The following is a 19,561-nucleotide window of genomic DNA, read 5'->3' on the forward strand; positions in this document are numbered from 1 at the left end:
AACATGACCGAAAAGCAGTGGCCCGGCGCCTCGGATACTCCGATGCGCCGGGCCACTACTGATCGGTGGATCAGCCCGTTCCGGTCTCGTCCGGCCCGGCCGGCCGGGTCCCGGCCGCCGTCGCGTCAGCAGGCGGTCCGGCCTGTCGCCGTGCGGGCCGCGAGCCTCTCGCCGGGCCGGCCGTCATGTCCGCCGCCCCGCCGGCCGACATGACGGTCGGCATGTCGGCCCGCATGTCAGTCGGCCGTCGTGAAGGCGACCGCCAGATACTTCTTCCCGTACGCCGAGCTGTTCGACGTCGGCTTGCTCATCAGCACCTGGCTGATGAAAAGGCGGCCGTTCGCGTATACGTACTCGGCGTAGTCCGGGGTGAAGCTGGTCTCCGCGTCCCGCACCGGCTTCTCCGCCGGATTGTCCATCAGCACCGTCGGCTTGAGGGTGCCGCCGTGGATGCTGACGATCTGGCCGCCCTTGTCGTAGGGGGGCACCTTGTACGCGATCAGATGACCGCCGTCCATGCGGAGCGGGAACATCGTGTACTTGTCACCCGCGTCCGCGCGGCCCGGCAGCGGCTTCCCGGTGGCGAGGTCGTACGAGACGATCTCGTTGGTGCGGCCGAAGTCCCCGGTGCCCCGGTGCTCGGCGGACGGCAGATAGATACGGCCGTTGCCGACGACGACCTTGGTGCAGGACTCGACCTCGGTGGAACGGCAGCGCGCCTCGAACTTGTCGCCCGTCGCCGAGATCTTGGCCAGCAGCTTGCCCGTGTCGTCGATCGAGAAGAAGTCCGAGATCCCGAACTTGCCCGTGTCGCCGACATCGGCCGCGACGACCAGCGGCTTGGTGCTGATGATGCTCGCGTACTCCACACCCGTGGGCATCTTGTAGGAGAACCGGGGTGTGCCGTTGTTCGGGTCGACCGGCTGGATGGTCACCTGCTGGCTGCCGTAGTCGCCGCACTTGCGGACCGCGACGAGCGCGGCTCCGCCGGCGTAACCCTGGTCGGCGCAGTTCTCCGTGTTGGTGGTGGGCTTCCAGCGGATGGCGCCGCTGGTGAGATCGAAGGCCGCGCCGCCGTCGAGGCCGCCCGCGGCGACGGTGTTACCGCTGAGGGTGACCTCCGAGAAGCGGACCTTGCGGTCACCGCTGGACGCGGTGGTGATCGACTTGCTCCACAGCAGCTTGCCGGTGGTCATGTCGATCGCGCCGACCTCGGTGCACGGCTGGAAGTTCTGGATCCCGGTGCCGGTGCGCTTGGCCGCCTCGAAGAGGATCGCGGTCTTGTTGTCCGCGGACTGGTGCCGGGACGCGCCGCAGACCTGGCCGGGCAGCGGGAGCTTCCACAGCTCGCTGCCCTTGGCGAGGTCGTAGCCCACGACCGAGTCGACACCCGGCTTGACGTACGCCTTGTCGGTGGCCCAGGAGCCCTTGACGCCCGTGATGTCGCTGATCTTGGGCTCCGGAAGCTGGAACGCCACCTTCGACTTGACGTTGGCGGGGGCCTTCTCCTTGCCGTCGCCGTCCGCGGGCGGCTTCTCGTCCTCACCGCCGGTGGCGCCCTCGGACGTCTTGCCGGAGCTGTTCTTGGCCTCGTCCTTCTTGCCGCCGTCGTCGCCCCGGGAGGCGGCGAACCAGACGCCGGCGCCGATGATCAGCACCACGGCGAGCGCGGCGGCGATGATGATCTGCATCTGGGTGCTGAGCTTCTTGCCGCCTCCGGGACCGCCCGGGCCGCCGGGCTGCGGTGCCGCGTACTGAGGCTGGGTCGGATACCCGTACCCGGGCTGACCGGGCTGGCCCGGCTGCTGCGGGAAACCGTATCCCGGCTGCCCGCCGGGGGCCTGGGGGTATCCGTATCCCGGCTGTCCCGGGGGCTGCTGCGGATACCCGTAACCGGGCTGTCCCTGGGGCGGCTGCGGTGGCTGCCCCTGCGGCGGCGGTGGCGTCGGTGGCCCGAACCCCCCGGGGGGCGGATCCTGCGGTGCGCCGAACCCTCCCTCCTGCGGGGGCTGGTGGGGCGGCGGGGGCGGCGGCTGTGTCATGGCGTGGTTACCTCGGAAGAAAGCGGAAGAAGGAGAGGGGCGGACCCCGGACACCGGAGCCCGGAGAGGTCCGGACACCGGAGTCCGGAAGGGTCCGGGCCGTGCGGTCCGGAGAGGTCCGGGCCGTGGAGTCCCGTCGGCCCCGGGTGGTGGAGTCCCGTCGGCCCCGGGCCGTGGAGTTCCGTAGTGCCGTCGGCCCGGGCCCGGGGCTGCCCGCCGGCCCGGACCGGGCCCCGGAGGCAGGCGTGCGGGCCCGGGAGCCGGGCGTGCCGGCCCTGGCGGCAGGCGCACCGGCCCGGGAAGCGGACGGCGGGCCCGCCCGGGAGCCGGACGTACCGGCGCGGAAGGCGGACGGCGTCCCGGGTCCGCGCGTACGGGCCGCGGAGACGGCAGGTCACTTGCCGAAGGCCATCATCGTCGCGGTCCGCATCTCCTCCGTGTCGTTGCGGGCGCTCACCCGGCCCGCCGCGATGAAGAAGCGCTCGCCCGCGTAGAGATAGCGGGCCGTGTAGAAGGAGTTCTCGACGTCCGCGGCGGCCTCGGGGTGCTGGAGGACGACCTTCGGCGCACCGCCCGTCGGGGCGATCGTGGCGATCGCGCCACCGGAGTCGTACGACGGCTCGCGGTAGACGACCACGCTGCCGCCTTCCATGCGCAGCGGCATCAGCCCGGTGTCACCGCCCGACGGGGAGCGCCACTTGGGCTTGCCCGTGTCGAGGTTGAACGCGACGACCTCGTTCGCCCCGCCCGCGCGGGCGGAGTCGGTGGGCATGTAGAAGGTGTTCGCGTCGGCGGCGACCCCGGTGCAGCCTTCGAGGTTCTGCCCGAAGACGACGAACGAGCCGCCGCAGGCGATCCGGTACTTGTCCTTGCCGCCGTCGATCTGCGAGCGGACCGTGCCCTTGGACGTGAGCGCGAAGACGGCCCACTTCTTCGGCTCCCGCTGGATCAGCGAGATCACGATCGGGTCGGCCGAGTAGACCTTGTCGATCTCCCAGCCCGGGGGCGCGTCGAACGTCCACTTCGCCCTGCCGGTCGCCGGATCGACCTCCTGGAGCTGGTGCTTGGGCTTGTTGTAGTCCTTCGTGGGACAACTCAGGGCCGTCAGCAGCCTGGGCCCGCCCGCGAACGCGAAGGGCTTGCAGCCGCTCTTCGGCCCCTGGAAGAGCTGTCGGCCGTCGGCCATCGAGAAGCCGAAGGACGCACCGGTGCCGCCCGCCGCGAGGGTGTTGCCGTTGATGGTGAGCGTGAAGTCGGAGAAGGACAGGAACCCGGTCCCCTTCGGGATCGACTTCTTCCACCCCACCTTGCCGGTCGTGAGGTCGATCAGCTGGAGGTCGAGGCACTTGGCCTTGTCCGTGGGGCCGTCCTTGACCGCGATGACGATCTTCCCGTCGGCGGACGGCTGGGGGGTGGCCGCGCACACCTCGGTGGTGAGCGGCACCGTCCACTTCTTGCTGCCGTCGGTCACCGAGTACCCCACGACACTGCGGTACATCGCCTTGGCGACGGTGTCGCCGGCGACCCACGGACCGAAGACGTCCGCCCCGCCGCTCGGCAGGTCGACGTCGTTCTTGGCGACGAAGAGGGCCTTCGCCTCGCCCGGCTTGCGCCCGGCGTTGAGGTCGTCGTCGCCCCTGCCGGTGCCGGAGCCGTCGCCCTGGTCGACGGACTCGGAGGCCGAGGGCCTCGGGTCGTCGCTCTTGCTGACGTTCTTCTGCTTGTCGTCCTTCTTGTCGTCCCCGCTCAGGGCGACGTAGGTGCCGCCGCCGATGACCAGGAGCGCGGCGACCGCCGCGGCGACGACGACCCCCGTCCTGCCCTTGAAGAAACCGCCGCCGCCGGACGGCGGTGCCGGGGGACCTCCGGGACCGGCCGGGGGCCCGGGGAACTGCGGCTGGCCCTGCCAGCCGCCGTAGGGCCCCGGAGGCTGGTTGTAGGGGCCGGGCTGCTGTCCGTAAGGGCCGGGGGGCTGGTTGTACGGCCCCGGCTGGCCCTGCTGGCCCGGGTAGCCGTAACCGGCGGGGGAACCCGCGGGCGGGCCCGCCGGAGGCGGCGCCTGGGGCGCGCCCTGCGGAGCGGGCGGCATCTGCGGAGGCTGCGCCGGGGGTTGGCCGGGTGCCTGCGGCGGCGGGCCCTGGGGCGGCTGAGGCGGCGGCTGGGGAACCCCCTGGCGGGGATCCCGGGGTGCTCCGAAGCCCCCCGGCGGTTGCTGGCTGGGCGGCTGAGACATCAGCGCTTCCCCCTTCATACGGTCCGCTGTCCGACAGCCTCCCCCGCTGTTCCGGTGCGCACTTCTGTCGCATGTGCCGTATCCCGGAAAGGAGCGTTTTCAGACATGGATCCGCGTTCTCACGGCAGTCGAGCGGAACTTCTTTCTATCACCCGTGCCATGTCAAACCGGTGCCCGGTCCACGCTGTACCCAAGGACTGACGGGCCCGTGATGGCGTTGTTACGAGACCTGCACGCCGCCGTCACGACCGCGTGCCCGCCCCGCCGACTATGCGTCTTCGGCCAACTCCAGCCAGCGCATCTCCAAATCCTCGCGTTCCCCGGCGAGTTCCCGAAGCTGGGCGTCGAGCTGTGCCACCCGCTCGAAATCCGTGGCGTTCTCGGCGATCCGGTCGTGGAGTCCGGCCTCCTTGGCGGAGAGCTTGTCGAGCTGCCGCTCGATCCGCTGCAACTCCTTCTGCGCGGCCCGCTGCTCCCCCGCCGTCCTCACCTTGACCGCCGGGCCCGCGGATCCGGACGCGGCACCGGCACCCGAGCCCGCGCCCGCACCCGCACCCGCACCCGCACCCGCACCCGCACCCGAGACGGACGCGGAGGAGGCCGGGACCGCCGCCTCGATCATCGCCCTGCGCCGCTCCAGATACTCGTCGATACCGCGCGGCAGCATCCGCAGGGTGGCGTCGCCGAGCAGCGCGAACGTCCGGTCCGTCGTCCGCTCCAGGAAGAACCGGTCGTGGGAGATGACGACCATCGAGCCCGGCCAGCCGTCCAGCAGGTCCTCCAGCTGGGTCAGCGTCTCGATGTCGAGGTCGTTGGTGGGCTCGTCGAGGAAGAGGACGTTCGGCTCGTCCATGAGCAGCCGCAGCAACTGGAGCCGTCGGCGCTCACCTCCGGAGAGATCGCCGACGGGCGTCCACTGCTTCTCCTTGCCGAAGCCGAACTGCTCGCACAGCTGGCCCGCGGTCATCTCCCGGCCCTTGCCGAGGTCGACGCGGTCACGGATCTGCTGGACGGCCTCCAGCACCCGCAGCGCGGGGGGCAGTTCGGTGACGTTCTGCGAGAGATACGCCAGCCGGACGGTCCGGCCGACCACGACCCGCCCGGCCGCGGGCTGGGTCTCGCCGTCGCTGACGGCCGCGTCGGTGAGCGCCTTGAGGAGGGACGTCTTGCCCGCGCCGTTCACGCCGACCAGGCCGATCCGGTCACCGGGGCCGAGCTGCCAGGTCAGATGCTTCAGCAGCACCTTGGGCCCGGCCTGCACGGTCACGTCCTCCATGTCGAAGACGGTCTTCCCGAGCCGGGCGCTGGCGAACTTCATCAGCTCACTGGTGTCGCGCGGCGGCGGCACATCGGCGATCAGCTCATTGGCGGCCTCGATGCGGTAGCGGGGCTTGGAGGTACGGGCGGGGGCGCCGCGCCTGAGCCACGCCAGCTCCTTGCGCATCAGGTTCTGCCGCTTGGCCTCCTCGGTGGCCGCGATGCGCTCCCGCTCGGCACGGGCGAAGACGTAGTCGCTGTAGCCGCCCTCGTACTCGTACACCGCACCGCGCTGGACGTCCCACATGCGGGTGCAGACCTGGTCGAGGAACCACCGGTCGTGGGTGACGCAGACGAGCGCCGAGCGGCGGCGCCGGAGGTGGTCGGCGAGCCAGGCGATGCCCTCGACGTCGAGATGGTTGGTCGGCTCGTCCAGGACGATCAGGTCCTGCTCGGCGATGAGCAGCTTCGCCAGCGCGATGCGGCGGCGCTCACCGCCGGAGAGCGGGGCGATGACGGTGTCCAGGCCCTGCGGGAAACCGGGCAGGTCGAGCCCGCCGAACAGTCCGGTCAGCACATCCCGGATCTTGGCGTTCCCGGCCCACTCGTGGTCGGCGAGATCGCCGATCACCTCGTGGCGGACGGTCGCCGCGGGGTCGAGCGAGTCGTGCTGGGTGAGCACCCCGAGCCGCAGTCCGCCGCTCTGGGTCACTCGGCCGGTGTCGGGCTCCTCCAGCTTGGCGAGCAGCCGTACGAGGGTGGTCTTGCCGTCCCCGTTGCGGCCGACGATGCCGATACGGTCGCCCTCGGAGACGCCGAGGGACACGGTGTCGAGCAGGGCACGGGTTCCGTACACCTTGCTGACGGCCTCGACATTGACCAGATTGACGGCCATTACTCTCCTGATACGGGCGGGGGAAGCATCGGCCTCCCAGGGTAGTCGCCGCGCGGAACGCTCAGGAGCGCCCGGTTCGCTCCACCAGCAGCCACCCGGCGAGCGCCATGGCCACGGCGGCGGGCGCGGTGATCCGTACCGCGATCAGCGTCGCCGACCTGCCGTCCAGCAGGCCGCCGAAGCCGACCATGGACAGCCCGAGCACCCCGAACAGACACAGCGCGACCCCGATCGCGGCGAGGGGTCCGGAGCGCGGGGCCCGGGCGGTCCGGCCGGGCAGGGGACGGCTCCCGCCGGGTGCCGGGCTTGTGCCGGGTGCCGGGGGCTCGCCTTCGGTCGCGGCTTCCCCCGCGGCCGGGGTTCTGCCCTCGGCCGGGGTGCCCGCGCCGGGCGCCGTGCCGGCAGCGCTCCCGCCCGGCGCGGAGGTGCCCGGGGCCGGGCCGCCACCGCGCGGGGCGGGGGTGCCCGGGGCCGGCCGTTCGAAGCCCCGGAACACGGCGACGAGACCGGCCGTGAGGAGAGCGGCGGCGGCGATACGGACGGGGGTCCCCGCCCACCAGGCGGCGGACGCGGGCTCGGGCAGCCCCGCCCCGAGCGCGAGCATCGCGCCGTACACCCCGAGCATCGCGGTCAGATGCCACAGGAACGCGGTCATCGCGATCCCGTTCGCGGCCACGACCCCGCGCCAGACCCGGGCCCCGCGCACCAGCCGGGTCCCCGGCCTCCGCAGCAGCTCGACCGCGCCGACGAGCCACAGCCCGTGGCAGAGCAGCGCGAGCGTCGGCGGCGCCATGTTGGACACCTTCTCGCCGGGCATCCCCACCATGGACAGCGGATAGGGCCCGTACGCCACGAGTGCGGCGGCCCCCGCGAGTCCGCCACCCGCGAGGGCCGCCGGTATCCGGATCCTCCCGTCCGCCCGGAGGAATCCGAGTTGGTGGACCGCCAGCCATACGAAACCGAAGTTCAGGAACTCCACATACGGAACGCCCAGCGCGAACCGCGCGACGTCCACGGCGACGGCTCCCGCGAGCAGCGCACCGAAGGCTCCCCACCCGTACCGCTCGTGCAGCTTCAGCAGCGCCGGGGTGAACGCCACCATCGCCAGATAGATCCCGATGAACCACAGCGGCTGCGCCACGAGCCGCAGCGCGACCCCGGTCAGTCCCCTGTCCCCGCCGAGCAGCTGCACGATCAGCGCTGCGGCGCCCCACACGAGGATGAACACCATCGTGGGCCGCAGCAGCCGCTGGAGCCTGGCCCGCAGAAACACGGCGTACAGCCCGGTGCCCCCGGGGTGCTTCCGGCTCAGCGAGCGGTACGAGAGCGCGTGCGAGAACCCGCCGACGAAGAAGAACACCGGCATGACCTGGAGCACCCATGTCAGCGCCTGCAGCTCCGGGACGACGGCCAGCAGATTCCCGACCCCGTCCCCGGTGACGGCGGCCATCAGCCAGTGCCCGAGCACCACGACGCCGAGCGACGCGACCCGCAGCAGATCGACGTACCGGTCCCGCGTACCGGGGGTGGCGGCGGCCAGCTCACGAACGGTTGATCCCATACCGGTACGGTCACCCGCCCGGCCCCCGCCCGGTGAGGGCTCCCGTACTCAACTCCGCTCTGAGTACGGGGACGCCCCCGGGGTCACGGCCGATGCGCGGCCCTCGCGGACGCGCGGGCCTCAGCTCGTGGGGACACGGTCCAGGAATCCGAACACCCGGCGGATCCGGCCGTCCTCCGCGAGTTCGATCACATCGAACCCGGCGACGGGCGCGGACCCGTCCGCGACGGACACCAGCTCCCACCCGAAGCGGGCGATCGAGTGGTGACCGTCGACCTCCCCGAGCTGCCGGAACTCGAACCCGGGGAACTGCTCATGGGCGCCGGCGATCACCGCGGCGACGCCCGCGTGGCCGCTGACGTCGGCCAGCGGGTCGGTGTAGGTCCCGTCCTCCGTCCAGGCGTCGGCGACGGCCTTGGCGATGTCCTCGGCCCCCTGGGCGTTCCACGCCTCGAAGTAACGGGCGACAGCGGTCTCGTGCACGGACATGTGAATCAGTCTCCTGAAAGTGGTCGGTCCCCTGTGCCGGTGGCACCGGAGCCGGGAGGAGTTCCCCACCCCCGTGCTCCGGATGCCTTCAGCTTGCCGGGCACCGGGGGTGCGGGTCGATTACGTCCGGGGTAATGCCGCGGCGGAAGCGGGACGGTGGTGTGGGCGGCCATGGCTGTCAGGGCCGACCGTTCGCCCTCGGTGTGGACGGGGCGTCCGCTCAGGCCGGGGGTGTGCCGGCGCGCGGTCGAAGTCCGTGCTCCAGGACCATCGCGCACAGGTCCGGTGCGCCCGGGAAGGGAACGACCTCTCCGACGGACCGGTAACCCCAGCTTGTGTACAGGGCCCGCACTTTCGGATGCTCCTTGTGTACGAGGAGAGTGGTCCGCTGTTCCGTACGCGGGGCCAGCAGGGCGTCATGAATGCGCCGGGAGGCCCCTGTGCCGCGCCAGGGCGCACGGACCATGAGTTCGGACAGAGCGAAGGTGCGGTTGCCGGTCTCGGCGGTGAACCCGTCCGGCAGGGGCGGCACGACCTTGGCCCACCAGGTGGTGGCCGAGCTCAGCGGTGCGCCGTAGGCATAGCCGACAGGCTGCCCACCGTCGTAGCCGATCACGCAGGCGAAGCCGTCGCGGGCGGACCAGTGGTCGACGAACCGGGCGAAGGCGTCCCGCCCGGCGAGGGGATCGTCACTGCCCTCGTACGCCTCGTCGTGAACGTCCAGGAGAAGTGTGCGGATTGCGACGGCGTGGGTGTGGTCGTGGTGACGGAGGTCGAGCGCGGGGTGCGGGGTCATGGGCGTCCCTTCCGAGCGGCGGCGACCGCGATCTGTGGGGTCCCGTGGCAGCGGGCTCGGGCCTACCCTGGCGGTGACCAGGCTGTGTGAGGAAGAGGGGCGAAGCCGTGCGAGGAACCGCGAGCCCGGATCCGTACCGTGACCCCATCGCCTTCGGGCAGAGGCTGAAGATCCTCCGAACCAGGCGCGGGCAGACCCGTGAACAGCTCGGGGGTCTCATGGGGAAATCCGCGTCGTGGGTGCGTGCCCTGGAGGAGGGGCGGCTGAAGGTGCCGCGTCTTGACGTCGTGCTGCGTATCGCGGAGATTCTGCGGGTACGGGACCTGTCCGATCTCACCGGGGACCAGTCCGTGCCCGTCGCCCTCTTCACCGGCCCAGGCCATCCGCGACTCGCGGCGGTGAGGTCCGCTGTCGACGCGTTCCCTCTCACCACCGGACGCGAGGCGCCGACCGTGGGTCATCTGACCGCCCGGCTCGCCCGTGCGTGGGCGGCCCGCCACTCCGCGCCCGATCACCGCGAGGTCGTGGGCGCGCTGCTCCCCGAGTTGGTCAAGGACGCCCAGGCCGCCGTACGACAGGCTGACAGCGCCGCCGAACGACGTGCCGCGCAGGGCGTGTTGAGCGAGGTCTACTCCCTCGCCCAGTTCTTCTTGGCCTACCAGCCCGACACCGCTCTCCTGTGGCGCGTCGCCGAACGCGGCATGGTCGCGGCACAGGAGTCCGAGGATCCGCACACCATCGGAGTGGCCGCATGGCTCACCGCCCAGGCCCACCGCGACTCCGGCCCGGGGCACTACGACGCGGCCGACGCGGTCACCATGGGAGCCCTGTCGTTCCTCGCGCCTCTCCTGTCCGACGCGGCAGATGACGTTCTCGCGATCGCCGGAGCGCTGACGTTCGAGGCGGGATACACGGCTGCCCGCCGCGGTGAATCCGGTACGGCCTGGCAGTACTGGGACCGGTCCCGTGCCATGGCCGACAGGCTTCCGGAGGCGTACTACCACCCCGTGACGTCGTTCTCGCGCGCCATCGTGGGCGCTCACGCCGTGACCGTCGCGGTCGAACTGCACGCGGGCGGGGAGTCCGTACGGCAGGCCGCCGCCTCGGAGGCCACGACCATTCCGTCGCGGCCGCGCCGCGCCCGGCACCGCATCGAGCAGGCCCGCGGCTACCAACTCGACGGGCAACCCGATGTGGCCCTCGCCACGCTGGCACAGGCTCACGAGGCCGCCCCGGAGACGATCAAGTACAACGGCTACGCCAAGCGGATCATCCTGGAGGAAGCCGCGTCCAAGGCTCCGGGCCGAAGGCAACGGGCCTGCGAACTCGCGGTGAAGCTGGGCATGCTGGCCGCCTGAACAACTGCGCACACTTTGTGCGCCTGCCTCACGTGCACGGCCGTTAGCGTCGTCTCACCACTGACCAGGGACCTGAGGCGACGGGGGACGACCCGTGATGACGATCAAGGTGTATCGGGTGGGCCGGGACGGGGAGCGGGTTCCCGTGGGCCGACCGGTTGAGGTACCCAGCGATGAGGACCGGCCCGTTCCTCAGTCGTTGGCGTTTCCGGCGTGTTCGTGTGCCCGCTGTACGGCGTCCGCGGCGGCGGCCGGGCCGGTGCCGGTGGTGGGGTCGTGGCGGCGGTCGTGACGCGGGCGGACTGGGTGATCGGGGCGGATCGTTCTCCGGGGGTGTCCGGGCCGGTGCGGGAGGTGGAGTGCACCTCGTGTGACGGGCGGTCGCAGGCGTGTACGGAGGGTCTGGGGCCGGAGGCGTGGGCCATCGCGCATACCCAGGCGCATCCGGAGCACAGCGGGTTCCGGGAGATCAGGACCGCGTATCTGCGGGTCGTTCCCGCCCCGGGCGGGGTGCTGCGGCGCTGTGACTGCTGCCGGGAGCCCCTCCTGCCCGGCGAACCGTACGAGGAGGCCGTGAAGTTCTCCGGCTCGGGCGCGGGCGTCACCCTCGTCTTCCACACCCGGCCCTGCGAACGCGCCTGACCTCCCCGCAAACCACCGCCCCCGGGCGGCCCCCGGGCCCCGGCCCGCCCACACCCCCCGTCACGGGCAGGCCGGGGCCACCCACCACCGACCAAGGAGCCACCACCCCATGCGCCACACCCTCGCCCAAGTCCTGATGTGGGTGCTGGGCCGGCTGTTATCCGCCCAGGGGGATCACGCCCCCGCGGACCGGTCCGCCCCGCTCAACCCGTGGGGGGAGCCATGGACCACGCCCGTCCCGGTCCATGTCGTCGAACGCCGTACGCCGCTCCGTGGGGAGGACAACCGGCTCGTACGCCCCTACGCGCCCGTCGAGGACACCCTCCAACTCCGCATCCGCAACCGCGGACCGCGCCGGAAGACGCTCCTGCACGCACCCCACGGCCTCGCACTCCCGGGAGCGTGCCCGTGAACGCCGCCGCACTCACCGCCCCCGCACCCGAGCCCCTCACCGCCACCTGCACCCACTGCACCCGCCCCACCCACGCCCCCATCCCCATCCGCTGGATAGAACGCTCACTCCACTACGCCTGCCCCCACTGCGCACCCCACCTCACCCCCGGCCCCACCCCCGACGAACACACACGCGCGTGAAGCCGCCAGCCGACGACCCAGCCGTTCACGGCAGCGGGGCGGCACCGCGCCGTTCCCCTGGCGGCCCCACCCCGGGGGCAGGGCCGCCCAGGCGGGTGGCGGGTGGTGGTCAGATCACCGGGGGGCGGCCCAGGCGGGTCATGCGCCAGACCGTGGTCCACCGCATCGGCCGCCGGGGCGGGCACGGTGTGCGGACGCCCTCGGCGAAGCCGGCGAACCAGGCGCGCAGGCCGGAGGCCGAGCGGGTGCGGGCCAGGGTCAACGCGGTCCATACGCCCAGGTAGACGGGGACGAGGAGGGCGGGAAGGTGGCGTTTGGCGAGCCATACGCGGTTGCGGGCCACCATGCGGTGGAACATCGCGTGCCGGGTGGGCGAGGTCCAGGGGTGACGGAGCACCAGCCCGGGCTCGTACAGCACCTTCCAGCCCCGGTCCAGGGCCCGCCACGCGAGGTCCGTCTCCTCGTGGGCGTAGAAGAACTCCTCCGGCCAGCCGCCGATCTCGTCGAGCATCCGCATGGACAGGCCGTGCCCGCCGCCGAGGAAGGTCGTCACCCATCCGCCGCGCTCGGGGTCCTTGGCCCGCAGGCGGGGAACGTGGCGGCGCTGGGTGCGGCCGTGTTCGTCGGCGATGCGGAAGCTGACGATGCCGAGCCGGGCGTCCGACTCGTACAGCCCGGCGAGCCGGGTGAAGACATCCGTACTGATGAGGAGTCCGTCGTCGTCCAGATCCACGACGACGTCGACGTCCCCGAACTCACGGAGCCGGGCGATCGCGGCGTTCCGGCCGCCGGTCACGCCGAGGTTCTCCGGCAGTTCGACTCCGGTCACCCCGGCGGGGAGCGGCTCCAGGGGCGAACCGTTGCCGACGACCACGATCCGGGTCGCGGGGGTGTCCTGGCGGGCGACCGAGTCGAGCAGGGCGGCCAGTTCGGCGGACCGGTTGCCCATGGTCAGGATGGCGATCCCCAAGCGCGGGCGACGCATCGATGTTCTCTCCGTCCTGGGCTGATCCCCGGAATACCGGCCGCACCCAGGGGGCGGCCAACGCCACGGCGGACGCTCCTCACCGGACCGGCGGAAGCGACAAAGCGTATACGTCAGCTTACGTCCGCGGCAGCGGTCCGGACAGGCCGGAGGCCGGGCGCCGAGCCCCCGTGGCCCCGCGCCCGGCCCCGGCCCGGCGTCAGTGTCCTTCGATGATCGCGACGCCCTCGAAGCCGCTGCCCGCCGTGCTGCCGGTGGCCCAGTTCCAGGCGGTGCCCCCGACGAAGACGGTGTCGGTCGCCGCGAAGCCGTACTCCTCGGAGGCGGCGAAGACGAACGGGTGCTCGGCGGAGGCGATGTACTCGCCGCCCCCGCCGGCGGTGGCGTCCGCGTGGGCCGGGGCGGCGACGGCGGCCAGGGACAGTGCGGCGCCCGCGGTGACGAGGGCCTTGGCCAGGGTGCTCTTCATGGATTCCTCTCCGGGCCCGGTCACCGGAACCGGGCATGGAGAGCAATCGATCACGCGGGGGCGGACGGGAGCGGCACCACACACCGGGCCGGCGTGCCGATCACCCGAAAGATCCGGGTGGGTCGGATGGAGTCCGGGCTCGTGCGCCACCGCTCCGGGCTCGTGCGCCACCGGTCCGGGTACGCGGCTCCGGGTCCGGGTCCGGGTCCGGGTCCGGCGGGACGCGGGAGCCCGGCCGGTGGAACCCCGGGGTCCGCACCGTGGAACCCGGGAGTCCGGCCCCGTGGGCCCCGGCAGTCCGGCCGGTGGACTCCCCGGGTCCGGCCCCGTGGGACGAAGGAGTCCGGCCGGTGGAACCCCGGGGTCCAGCCCGCTCGGGCCCCGGCACCCCGTCCCGGGGGTCCGCTCAGCGGACCACCGCGCCCGGCACCGGCGAGGACGCCACCCGCGCCGCGCGGCAGGTGCCGGACGCCGACAGGGCCGCGGCCACCGAGGCCGCCGCGTCCTCGTCCTTGACCAGGAACGCCGTCGTGGGGCCCGAGCCCGAGACGAGGGCCGCGAGCGCGCCCGCGGCCAGGCCCGTGTCGAGGGTGGACCGCAGGGACGGGCGCAGGGAGAGGGCCGCGGGCTGGAGGTCGTTCGCCAGGGCGGCCCCGAGGGCGGGTGCGTCGCCCGTGCGGAGGGCGTCGAGCAGCGGTGCGGACGCCTCGGGGGCGGGGACCGGGGTACCGGCGGTGAGGCGGTCGAACTCGCCGTACACCGCGGGGGTCGACAGCCCGCCGTCCGCCACGGCGAACACCCAGTGGAAGGTGCCGCCGACGCCGAGGGGGGTCAGCCGGTCGCCGCGGCCGGTGCCGAGGGCCGCGCCGCCGAGGAGGCTGAAGGGGACGTCGGAGCCCAGTTCGGCGCAGAGGGAGAGCAGTTCGGACCGGGGGGTGCCGAGGCCCCACAGCGTGTCGCAGGCGAGGAGCGCGCCCGCGCCGTCCGCGCTGCCGCCCGCCATGCCGCCCGCGACGGGGATGTCCTTGGCGATGTGGATGTGGACGTCCGGGGAGAGCCCGTGGCGCGCGGCCAGCAGTTCGGCAGCGCGGGCCGCGAGGTTCGTACGGTCCAGGGGGACCCGCGCCGCGTCGGGGCCCTCGCAGGTGAGGGTGAGGGCGGGCGCGGGGCGGACGGTGACCTCGTCGTACAGGGACACCGCGAGGAACACGTTCGCCAGGTCGTGGAAGCCGTCGGGGCGCGCGCCGCCCACCGCGAGCTGGATGTTGACCTTGGCCGGGACCCGTACCGTGACGCTCACGCCTTCGCCTCCGCGATCCGTGCGAACTCCTCCACCGTCAGGGACTCCCCGCGCGCCTGCGGGGAGACGCCCGCCGTCAGCAGGGCGGCCTCGGCGGCGGCCGGGGAGCCCGCCCAGCCCGCCAGGGCGGCCCGCAGGGTCTTGCGGCGCTGCGCGAAGGCCGCGTCGACCACCGCGAAAACCTCCTCCTTGGACGCCGTCGTCCCCGGAGGGTCGCGGCGGACGAGGGAGACGAGCCCCGAGTCGACGTTGGGCGCGGGCCAGAAGACGTTGCGGCCGATCGACCCGGCGCGCTTGACCTCGGCGTACCAGTTCGCCTTCACCGACGGCACGCCGTACACCTTGTTCCCGGGCCCGGCCGCGAGCCGGTCGGCGACCTCCGCCTGGACCATCACGAGGGTGCGCGCGATGCCGGGGAAGCGGTCGAGCATATGGAGGAGGACGGGCACGGCGACGTTGTACGGGAGGTTCGCGACCAGCGCGGTCGGCGACGGGCCGGGCAGTTCCCCGACGGTCATCGCGTCGGCGTGGACGAGCGAGAAGTTCCGCGCCTTCCCGGGCAGCCGGGCCAGGACCGTCGCGGGCAGCGCGCCCGCGAGGAGGTCGTCGATCTCGACGGCGACGACGTGCCGCGCCGTCTCCAGCAGCGCGAGGGTCAGCGAACCGAGCCCGGGTCCGACCTCGACGACGACGTCGTCCTCGCGGACCCCGGCGGTCCGCACGATCCGGCGGACGGTGTTCGCGTCGATGACGAAGTTCTGGCCGCGCGCCTTGGTGGGGCGTACGCCCAGCGCCGCGGCCAGTTCGCGGATGTCCGCGGGACCGAGGAGGACGCCGGCGGCATCGGGATCGGGGGGCTCAGTGGTACTCACCGATACAGCCTAAGGGTGCTAGCCGTTCAGCCTGCTGCCGCAGTGGGGCCAGGGGCTCGCGCCCCGCCGCGCGTACAGCTTCTTCGCCCGGTAGGTCTGCTCGGCGGCGGACGCGTCCTGCGGCCGTCCGCTGCCGCCGGTGGAGCGCCAGGTGCGGATGTCGAACTGGTAGAGCCCGCCGTAGGTGCCCGAGGGGTCCACCGCGTTCCGGCGGCCGCCGGACTCACACTGCGCGAGGGCGGCCCAGTCGAGGCCGTCCGCGCCCCGTACGGACTCCGGCAGCGGCCGGGTGCCGACCGCGACCCGCCGGGTGACGGGCCGGCGTACCACCTCGTCCGCGATCCGCCTCGGCTTCTGGCGGACGCCGTCGACCGTGCGCAGGGCGTCGGTGACGCGGCGGGCGCCCGCCCGGCCCGGCTGGACGACGACCTCCGTACCGGCGAACTCGCCGGGGTCCTCGGTCCTGACGGTGTCGTACGGGATCGGCACCTCGCGGATCCGTGTGGTGCCGGTGATCCGGGTGACGGTGACGGTCTGCCCGTCGTACGGGAAGCTCGCGGGCGGTACGGAGGTGGTGTCCTCGCCGGTGAGGGTGATGCCCGCCCGGGCGAGCGCCTCGATGACGGTGGCCGCGTTGGTACGGATCACGCGCTCGCGCCCGTCGGCGAGGAAGGTGACGGTCCGCTCGGTGCGGACGTCCAGGGAGAGGCCGTCGCGGGAGATCACGGAGAAGCGGGACACGGACAGGTACGCGCCCTCGGCGCGGACCCCGAGCTGCCGCAGCGCGCCGTCGACGGTGCGGGCGGTGGTCCACACCCGGCGGCGGTGGCCGTCGAGGGTGAGGGTGACGGGACGGCCGTGGCGGACGACGATCTCGTCCCCGCTGCCGAGGGGGGTGCCGGGGGCGGGGACGACGATGTCGTGGGCGCCGACGTCGAGATCCTCCTCTTCGAGGAGCTCCCGGACGTCGTCGGCGAAGGTGTGCGTGGTGCGCGCCACGCCGTCGACGGTGAGCCGGACGGCCTTGTCGTCGGCGAGGAACGCGGAGGTGCCGCCCGCGAGGAACGCGACGACGAGCGCCTGCGGGAGCAGCCTGCGCAGGGTGCCGGTCCGCCGGGCAGGGCGGCGGCGTCCGGGCACCCGGCGGGTCCCGGTCCTCCGGGCAGGGGCCGGAACGGGGGTGCCGGGTTCGCAGGGGAGCGCGTGCGGCTCCGTCAGCGTGGCGGTGCCGCCACCGCCGCTCTCTCCGCCCCCGCCGCCCCCGTGACCATCGCCCCCATTGCCCGTATTGCTCATGACGCTCCGTATGTCCGGTCCGCCCGAAGGTCTCGCGGCGGGGACGATATCGGAGGTTTGTCACTCTCCCCTGCAATACGACTACTCAGCGTCGCGTCGATACGCCGTACGCGCCGAAAAGGGCCCGATTCCGTTATCGGTCAGTAACCGAAGGCCTCGGCGGTATTCGCCGCGACGGCCGCGGCCAGCGTGTCCTCGTCCAGTCCCTTGACCTCCGCCATGGCCCGCAGCGTGATCGGAATGAGATATGGGGCGTTGGGCCGTCCGCGGTAGGGGGCCGGGGTGAGAAAGGGCGCGTCGGTTTCGACGAGGACGAGTTCGCGGGGGGCGACGGCGAGGGCGTCCCGCAGGGGACGGGCGTTCTTGAAGGTCACATTGCCCGCGAAGGACATGTAGTAGCCCGCCGCCGCGCACACCTCCGCCATTTCCGCGTCCCCCGAATAGCAGTGGAAGATCGTGCGCTCGGGCGCGCCTTCTTCCGCGAGGACGCGAAGAACATCGGCATGCGCGTCACGGTCGTGGATCACCAACGCTTTTCCATGCCGTTTGGCGATCTCGATATGCGCGCGGAATGAGCGTTCCTGAGCGGTGATTCCCTCCGGTCCGGTACGGAAATAGTCGAGCCCGGTCTCCCCGACCGCCAGCACCTGCGGCAGGGCGGCCAGCGCGTCGATCTCGGCGAGCGCGTCGTCGAGGGCGCCGTCCCCGCCGGCCTCGCGCACCCCCCGCCGGGCTCCGGCCGCGGGGGTCCCCGCGGGGTCGCCGAGGACGATCCGCGGGGCCTCGTTCGGGTGCAGGGCGACCGAGGCGTGCACCTCCCGGTGGTCGGCCGCGATCCGGGCCGCCCAGTGGGAGCCCTTGAGGTCGCAGCCCACCTGGACGACGGTGGTGACCCCCACGGCCGCCGCCCTCGCCAGCGACTCCTCGACGGTGCCCTCCTGCATGTCCAGGTGGGTGTGGGAATCGGCGACCGGAACCCCGAGCGGTTCGGGCAGCGGCGGCGGGGCGGACTTCGCACTCATGGACGCGATCCTACGAGGCCCGGCCAGGCGCGCCCGCCCTCGGTCCCGCCCGGGGCCGTGTCAGGCCCACCCGTCCCGGTCCCGGTGCCGCCTCCGCCTTCTCCGGCCCCACCTGTCCTGGGGCCGGGTCCGGCCCGGCGCCCGCCCGAGGACCCCCGAGGCCCCCGGGTGTCCGGGCTACCTCCGGAACGGGTGCAGCAGGTCGGACAGGTGCCAGTGATGGGGCTCGGCGGGGGTGTCCCGCGCCCCCTCGGCGGCGACGCCCTCCTTCTCCCGTTCCTCCGCCGGCTTGCGGTCAGAGGACTTCTTCCCCCGCGGCGGGCGCACCGTGCGCGACGACCGCTCGACCAGATCGAGCACGGACGAGACCTGTCCGGCTCGCATGATCCTCACGACGTGCCCGCCGCAATTCGCGCACGTGGGGCTCGACAGCGGGGACGGCACGCGCACGCCACCCGTCTTGTAGACGACGTATTCATGGCGGGCGGGGTCGGTGGGATCGACGTGGTGCTCGATTTCGTACGACTGTTCCCAGCCGTGCCCGCAGCGCATACAAGCAAAGGCATAGGCCTCGTGGGCCTTGGCGGTGCCGGTGATCTCACTCATGCCTGCTCCTCTCCACTGCCCCAGTGGACTGCCATTCCGGCGGGAGCGCATCAGCGCCTGTCGAATAATGGTGTGGTCTTTGGCGTTCCCATGCCCAACTGCCCCTGGACGCGGTCCGCGCTTTGCTTTTTACGATAGTCCTTTACCGTCTCCGGGTACCTTTCCGGCCGCGTTCTTTGCCGCGACGACCGCGTCGAACACCTCGCGCTTGGGCACCCCCGCCGCCACGGCGACCGCCGCGATGGCCTCCTTGCGGCGCTCCCCCGCCTCCTCGCGCACCCGCACCCTGCGCACCAGCTCGGCCGGGTCGAGATCGCCGGGTGCCGTGGCGGGCGCGCCCTCGACGACGACGGTGATCTCCCCGCGTACGCCCTCGGCGGCCCAGGCGGCCAGCTCGCCGAGACCGCCGCGCCTGACCTCCTCGTAGGTCTTGGTCAGCTCCCGGCAGACGGCGGCCCGGCGGTCGGCACCGAAGACCTCGGCCATGGCGGCGAGGGTGTCGTCGAGGCGGTGGGGGGCCTCGAAGTAGACGAGGGTGCGGCGCTCCTGCTCGCTCTCGCGCAGCCGGGCGAGGCGCTCGCCCGCCTTGCGGGGCAGGAAGCCCTCGAAGCAGAACCGGTCCACCGGCAGCCCGGAGAGGGCGAGCGCGGTGAGCACGGCGGAGGGGCCGGGAACGGCGGTGACCCGGACGTCCCGCTCGACGGCGGCGGCGACGAGCCGGTAGCCGGGGTCGGAGACCGAGGGCATTCCGGCGTCGGTGACCAGCAGCACCCGGGCGCCGCCGGTGAGCGCCTCCACCAGCTCGGGCGTACGGGCGGCCTCGTTGCCCTCGAAGTACGAGACGACCCGGCCGCGGGTCTGTACCCCCAGCGCCTGGGTGAGCCGCCGCAGCCGCCGGGTGTCCTCGGCGGCGACGATGTCCGCTCCCGCCAGCTCGGCGGCGAGCCGGGGCGGGGCGTCGCCGACGTCGCCGATGGGTGTTCCGGCGAGGATCAGCAGCCCGGCGGAGGGTGCGTGCGGGGCGGAAGGGGTGTCGGTGCTCACCCGCCCATCCTCCCAGGCGCGGACCGGGCCCCGGCCCGGCCACCGGGTACGGCCCCCGCGAGGCACCGCCTGGGCACCGGACCGGGCAGCCCTCGTCCTA

17 protein-coding genes are annotated in these 19,561 nt (G+C 72.9%); 3 read left to right on the forward strand and 14 right to left on the reverse strand.

What is annotated here, in order from left to right; genetic code table 11:
• Positions 1-236 precede the first annotated feature (236 nt).
• From ACFYT4_RS04145 to ACFYT4_RS04170, 6 genes are all read right to left on the reverse strand, one after another.
• On the reverse strand, positions 237-2,042 hold the full coding sequence (locus tag ACFYT4_RS04145; protein WP_389265042.1) for a PQQ-binding-like beta-propeller repeat protein: 1,806 nt from the start codon (positions 2,040-2,042) through the stop codon (positions 237-239).
• 394 nt (positions 2,043-2,436) lie between these two features.
• A complete protein-coding gene (locus ACFYT4_RS04150; RefSeq protein ID WP_389265044.1) occupies positions 2,437-4,275 on the reverse strand; it encodes a PQQ-binding-like beta-propeller repeat protein in 1,839 nt (612 codons plus the stop codon).
• A gap of 268 nt (positions 4,276-4,543) precedes the next feature.
• Positions 4,544-6,427, reverse strand: a complete 1,884-nt coding sequence (locus tag ACFYT4_RS04155; protein WP_389265046.1) for an ABC-F family ATP-binding cassette domain-containing protein — start codon at positions 6,425-6,427, stop codon at positions 4,544-4,546.
• 61 nt (positions 6,428-6,488) lie between these two features.
• Positions 6,489-7,988, reverse strand: coding sequence for an acyltransferase family protein (locus ACFYT4_RS04160; RefSeq protein WP_389265048.1), 1,500 nt, complete (start codon positions 7,986-7,988; stop codon positions 6,489-6,491).
• Positions 7,989-8,108: 120 nt separating this feature from the next.
• A complete protein-coding gene (locus tag ACFYT4_RS04165; RefSeq protein WP_389265050.1) occupies positions 8,109-8,477 on the reverse strand; it encodes a nuclear transport factor 2 family protein in 369 nt (122 codons plus the stop codon).
• A gap of 220 nt (positions 8,478-8,697) precedes the next feature.
• Positions 8,698-9,273, reverse strand: a complete 576-nt coding sequence (locus ACFYT4_RS04170; RefSeq protein WP_389265052.1) for a GNAT family N-acetyltransferase — start codon at positions 9,271-9,273, stop codon at positions 8,698-8,700.
• Between the two features lie 107 nt (positions 9,274-9,380).
• Between ACFYT4_RS04170 and ACFYT4_RS04175 the strand changes: the two genes are divergently transcribed.
• The 3 genes from ACFYT4_RS04175 to ACFYT4_RS04185 all read left to right on the forward strand — a co-directional run bounded on the left by ACFYT4_RS04175 (position 9,381) and on the right by ACFYT4_RS04185 (position 11,867).
• A complete protein-coding gene (locus ACFYT4_RS04175) occupies positions 9,381-10,631 on the forward strand; it encodes a helix-turn-helix domain-containing protein (protein ID WP_389265054.1) in 1,251 nt (416 codons plus the stop codon).
• Between the two features lie 213 nt (positions 10,632-10,844).
• Positions 10,845-11,273 carry a hypothetical protein gene (locus tag ACFYT4_RS04180; RefSeq protein ID WP_389265056.1) on the forward strand — a complete coding sequence of 143 codons (429 nt, stop codon included), beginning with the start codon at positions 10,845-10,847 and terminating at the stop codon, positions 11,271-11,273.
• Positions 11,274-11,681: 408 nt separating this feature from the next.
• Positions 11,682-11,867, forward strand: coding sequence for a hypothetical protein (locus ACFYT4_RS04185; RefSeq protein ID WP_389265058.1), 186 nt, complete (start codon positions 11,682-11,684; stop codon positions 11,865-11,867).
• Between the two features lie 109 nt (positions 11,868-11,976).
• Here the strand turns inward: ACFYT4_RS04185 and ACFYT4_RS04190 are convergent, their stop codons facing one another.
• From ACFYT4_RS04190 to rsmI, 8 genes are all read right to left on the reverse strand, one after another.
• The gene (locus ACFYT4_RS04190; protein ID WP_389265060.1) at positions 11,977-12,852 is read right to left on the reverse strand and encodes a glycosyltransferase family 2 protein; all 876 of its coding nucleotides are present in this window, start codon (positions 12,850-12,852) and stop codon (positions 11,977-11,979) included.
• A 199-nt stretch (positions 12,853-13,051) separates the two neighbouring features.
• Positions 13,052-13,321: a hypothetical protein gene (locus tag ACFYT4_RS04195; protein ID WP_389265062.1), complete on the reverse strand. Its 270-nt coding sequence runs from the start codon at positions 13,319-13,321 to the stop codon at positions 13,052-13,054.
• A 406-nt stretch (positions 13,322-13,727) separates the two neighbouring features.
• Complete coding sequence (locus ACFYT4_RS04200; RefSeq protein ID WP_389265063.1) at positions 13,728-14,621, reverse strand: 4-(cytidine 5'-diphospho)-2-C-methyl-D-erythritol kinase; 894 nt, start codon at positions 14,619-14,621, stop codon at positions 13,728-13,730.
• A complete protein-coding gene (gene rsmA, locus ACFYT4_RS04205; RefSeq protein ID WP_389265065.1) occupies positions 14,618-15,493 on the reverse strand; it encodes a 16S rRNA (adenine(1518)-N(6)/adenine(1519)-N(6))-dimethyltransferase RsmA in 876 nt (291 codons plus the stop codon). The genes ACFYT4_RS04200 and rsmA overlap by 4 nt, the downstream gene beginning before the upstream one ends.
• A gap of 18 nt (positions 15,494-15,511) precedes the next feature.
• Positions 15,512-16,789 (reverse strand): ubiquitin-like domain-containing protein, encoded by a 1,278-nt coding sequence (locus ACFYT4_RS04210; RefSeq protein ID WP_389265067.1) that lies wholly within the window; start codon positions 16,787-16,789, stop codon positions 15,512-15,514.
• A gap of 140 nt (positions 16,790-16,929) precedes the next feature.
• Positions 16,930-17,811, reverse strand: coding sequence for a TatD family hydrolase (locus ACFYT4_RS04215; protein ID WP_389265069.1), 882 nt, complete (start codon positions 17,809-17,811; stop codon positions 16,930-16,932).
• Between the two features lie 177 nt (positions 17,812-17,988).
• On the reverse strand, positions 17,989-18,417 hold the full coding sequence (locus ACFYT4_RS04220; RefSeq protein ID WP_389265071.1) for a hypothetical protein: 429 nt from the start codon (positions 18,415-18,417) through the stop codon (positions 17,989-17,991).
• A 129-nt stretch (positions 18,418-18,546) separates the two neighbouring features.
• On the reverse strand, positions 18,547-19,461 hold the full coding sequence (rsmI, locus tag ACFYT4_RS04225) for a 16S rRNA (cytidine(1402)-2'-O)-methyltransferase (RefSeq protein ID WP_389265073.1): 915 nt from the start codon (positions 19,459-19,461) through the stop codon (positions 18,547-18,549).
• Between the last annotated feature and the right edge of the window lie 100 nt (positions 19,462-19,561).

Source organism: Streptomyces sp. NPDC004609, assembly GCF_042873655.1.
Lineage (GTDB): Bacteria > Actinomycetota > Actinomycetes > Streptomycetales > Streptomycetaceae > Streptomyces.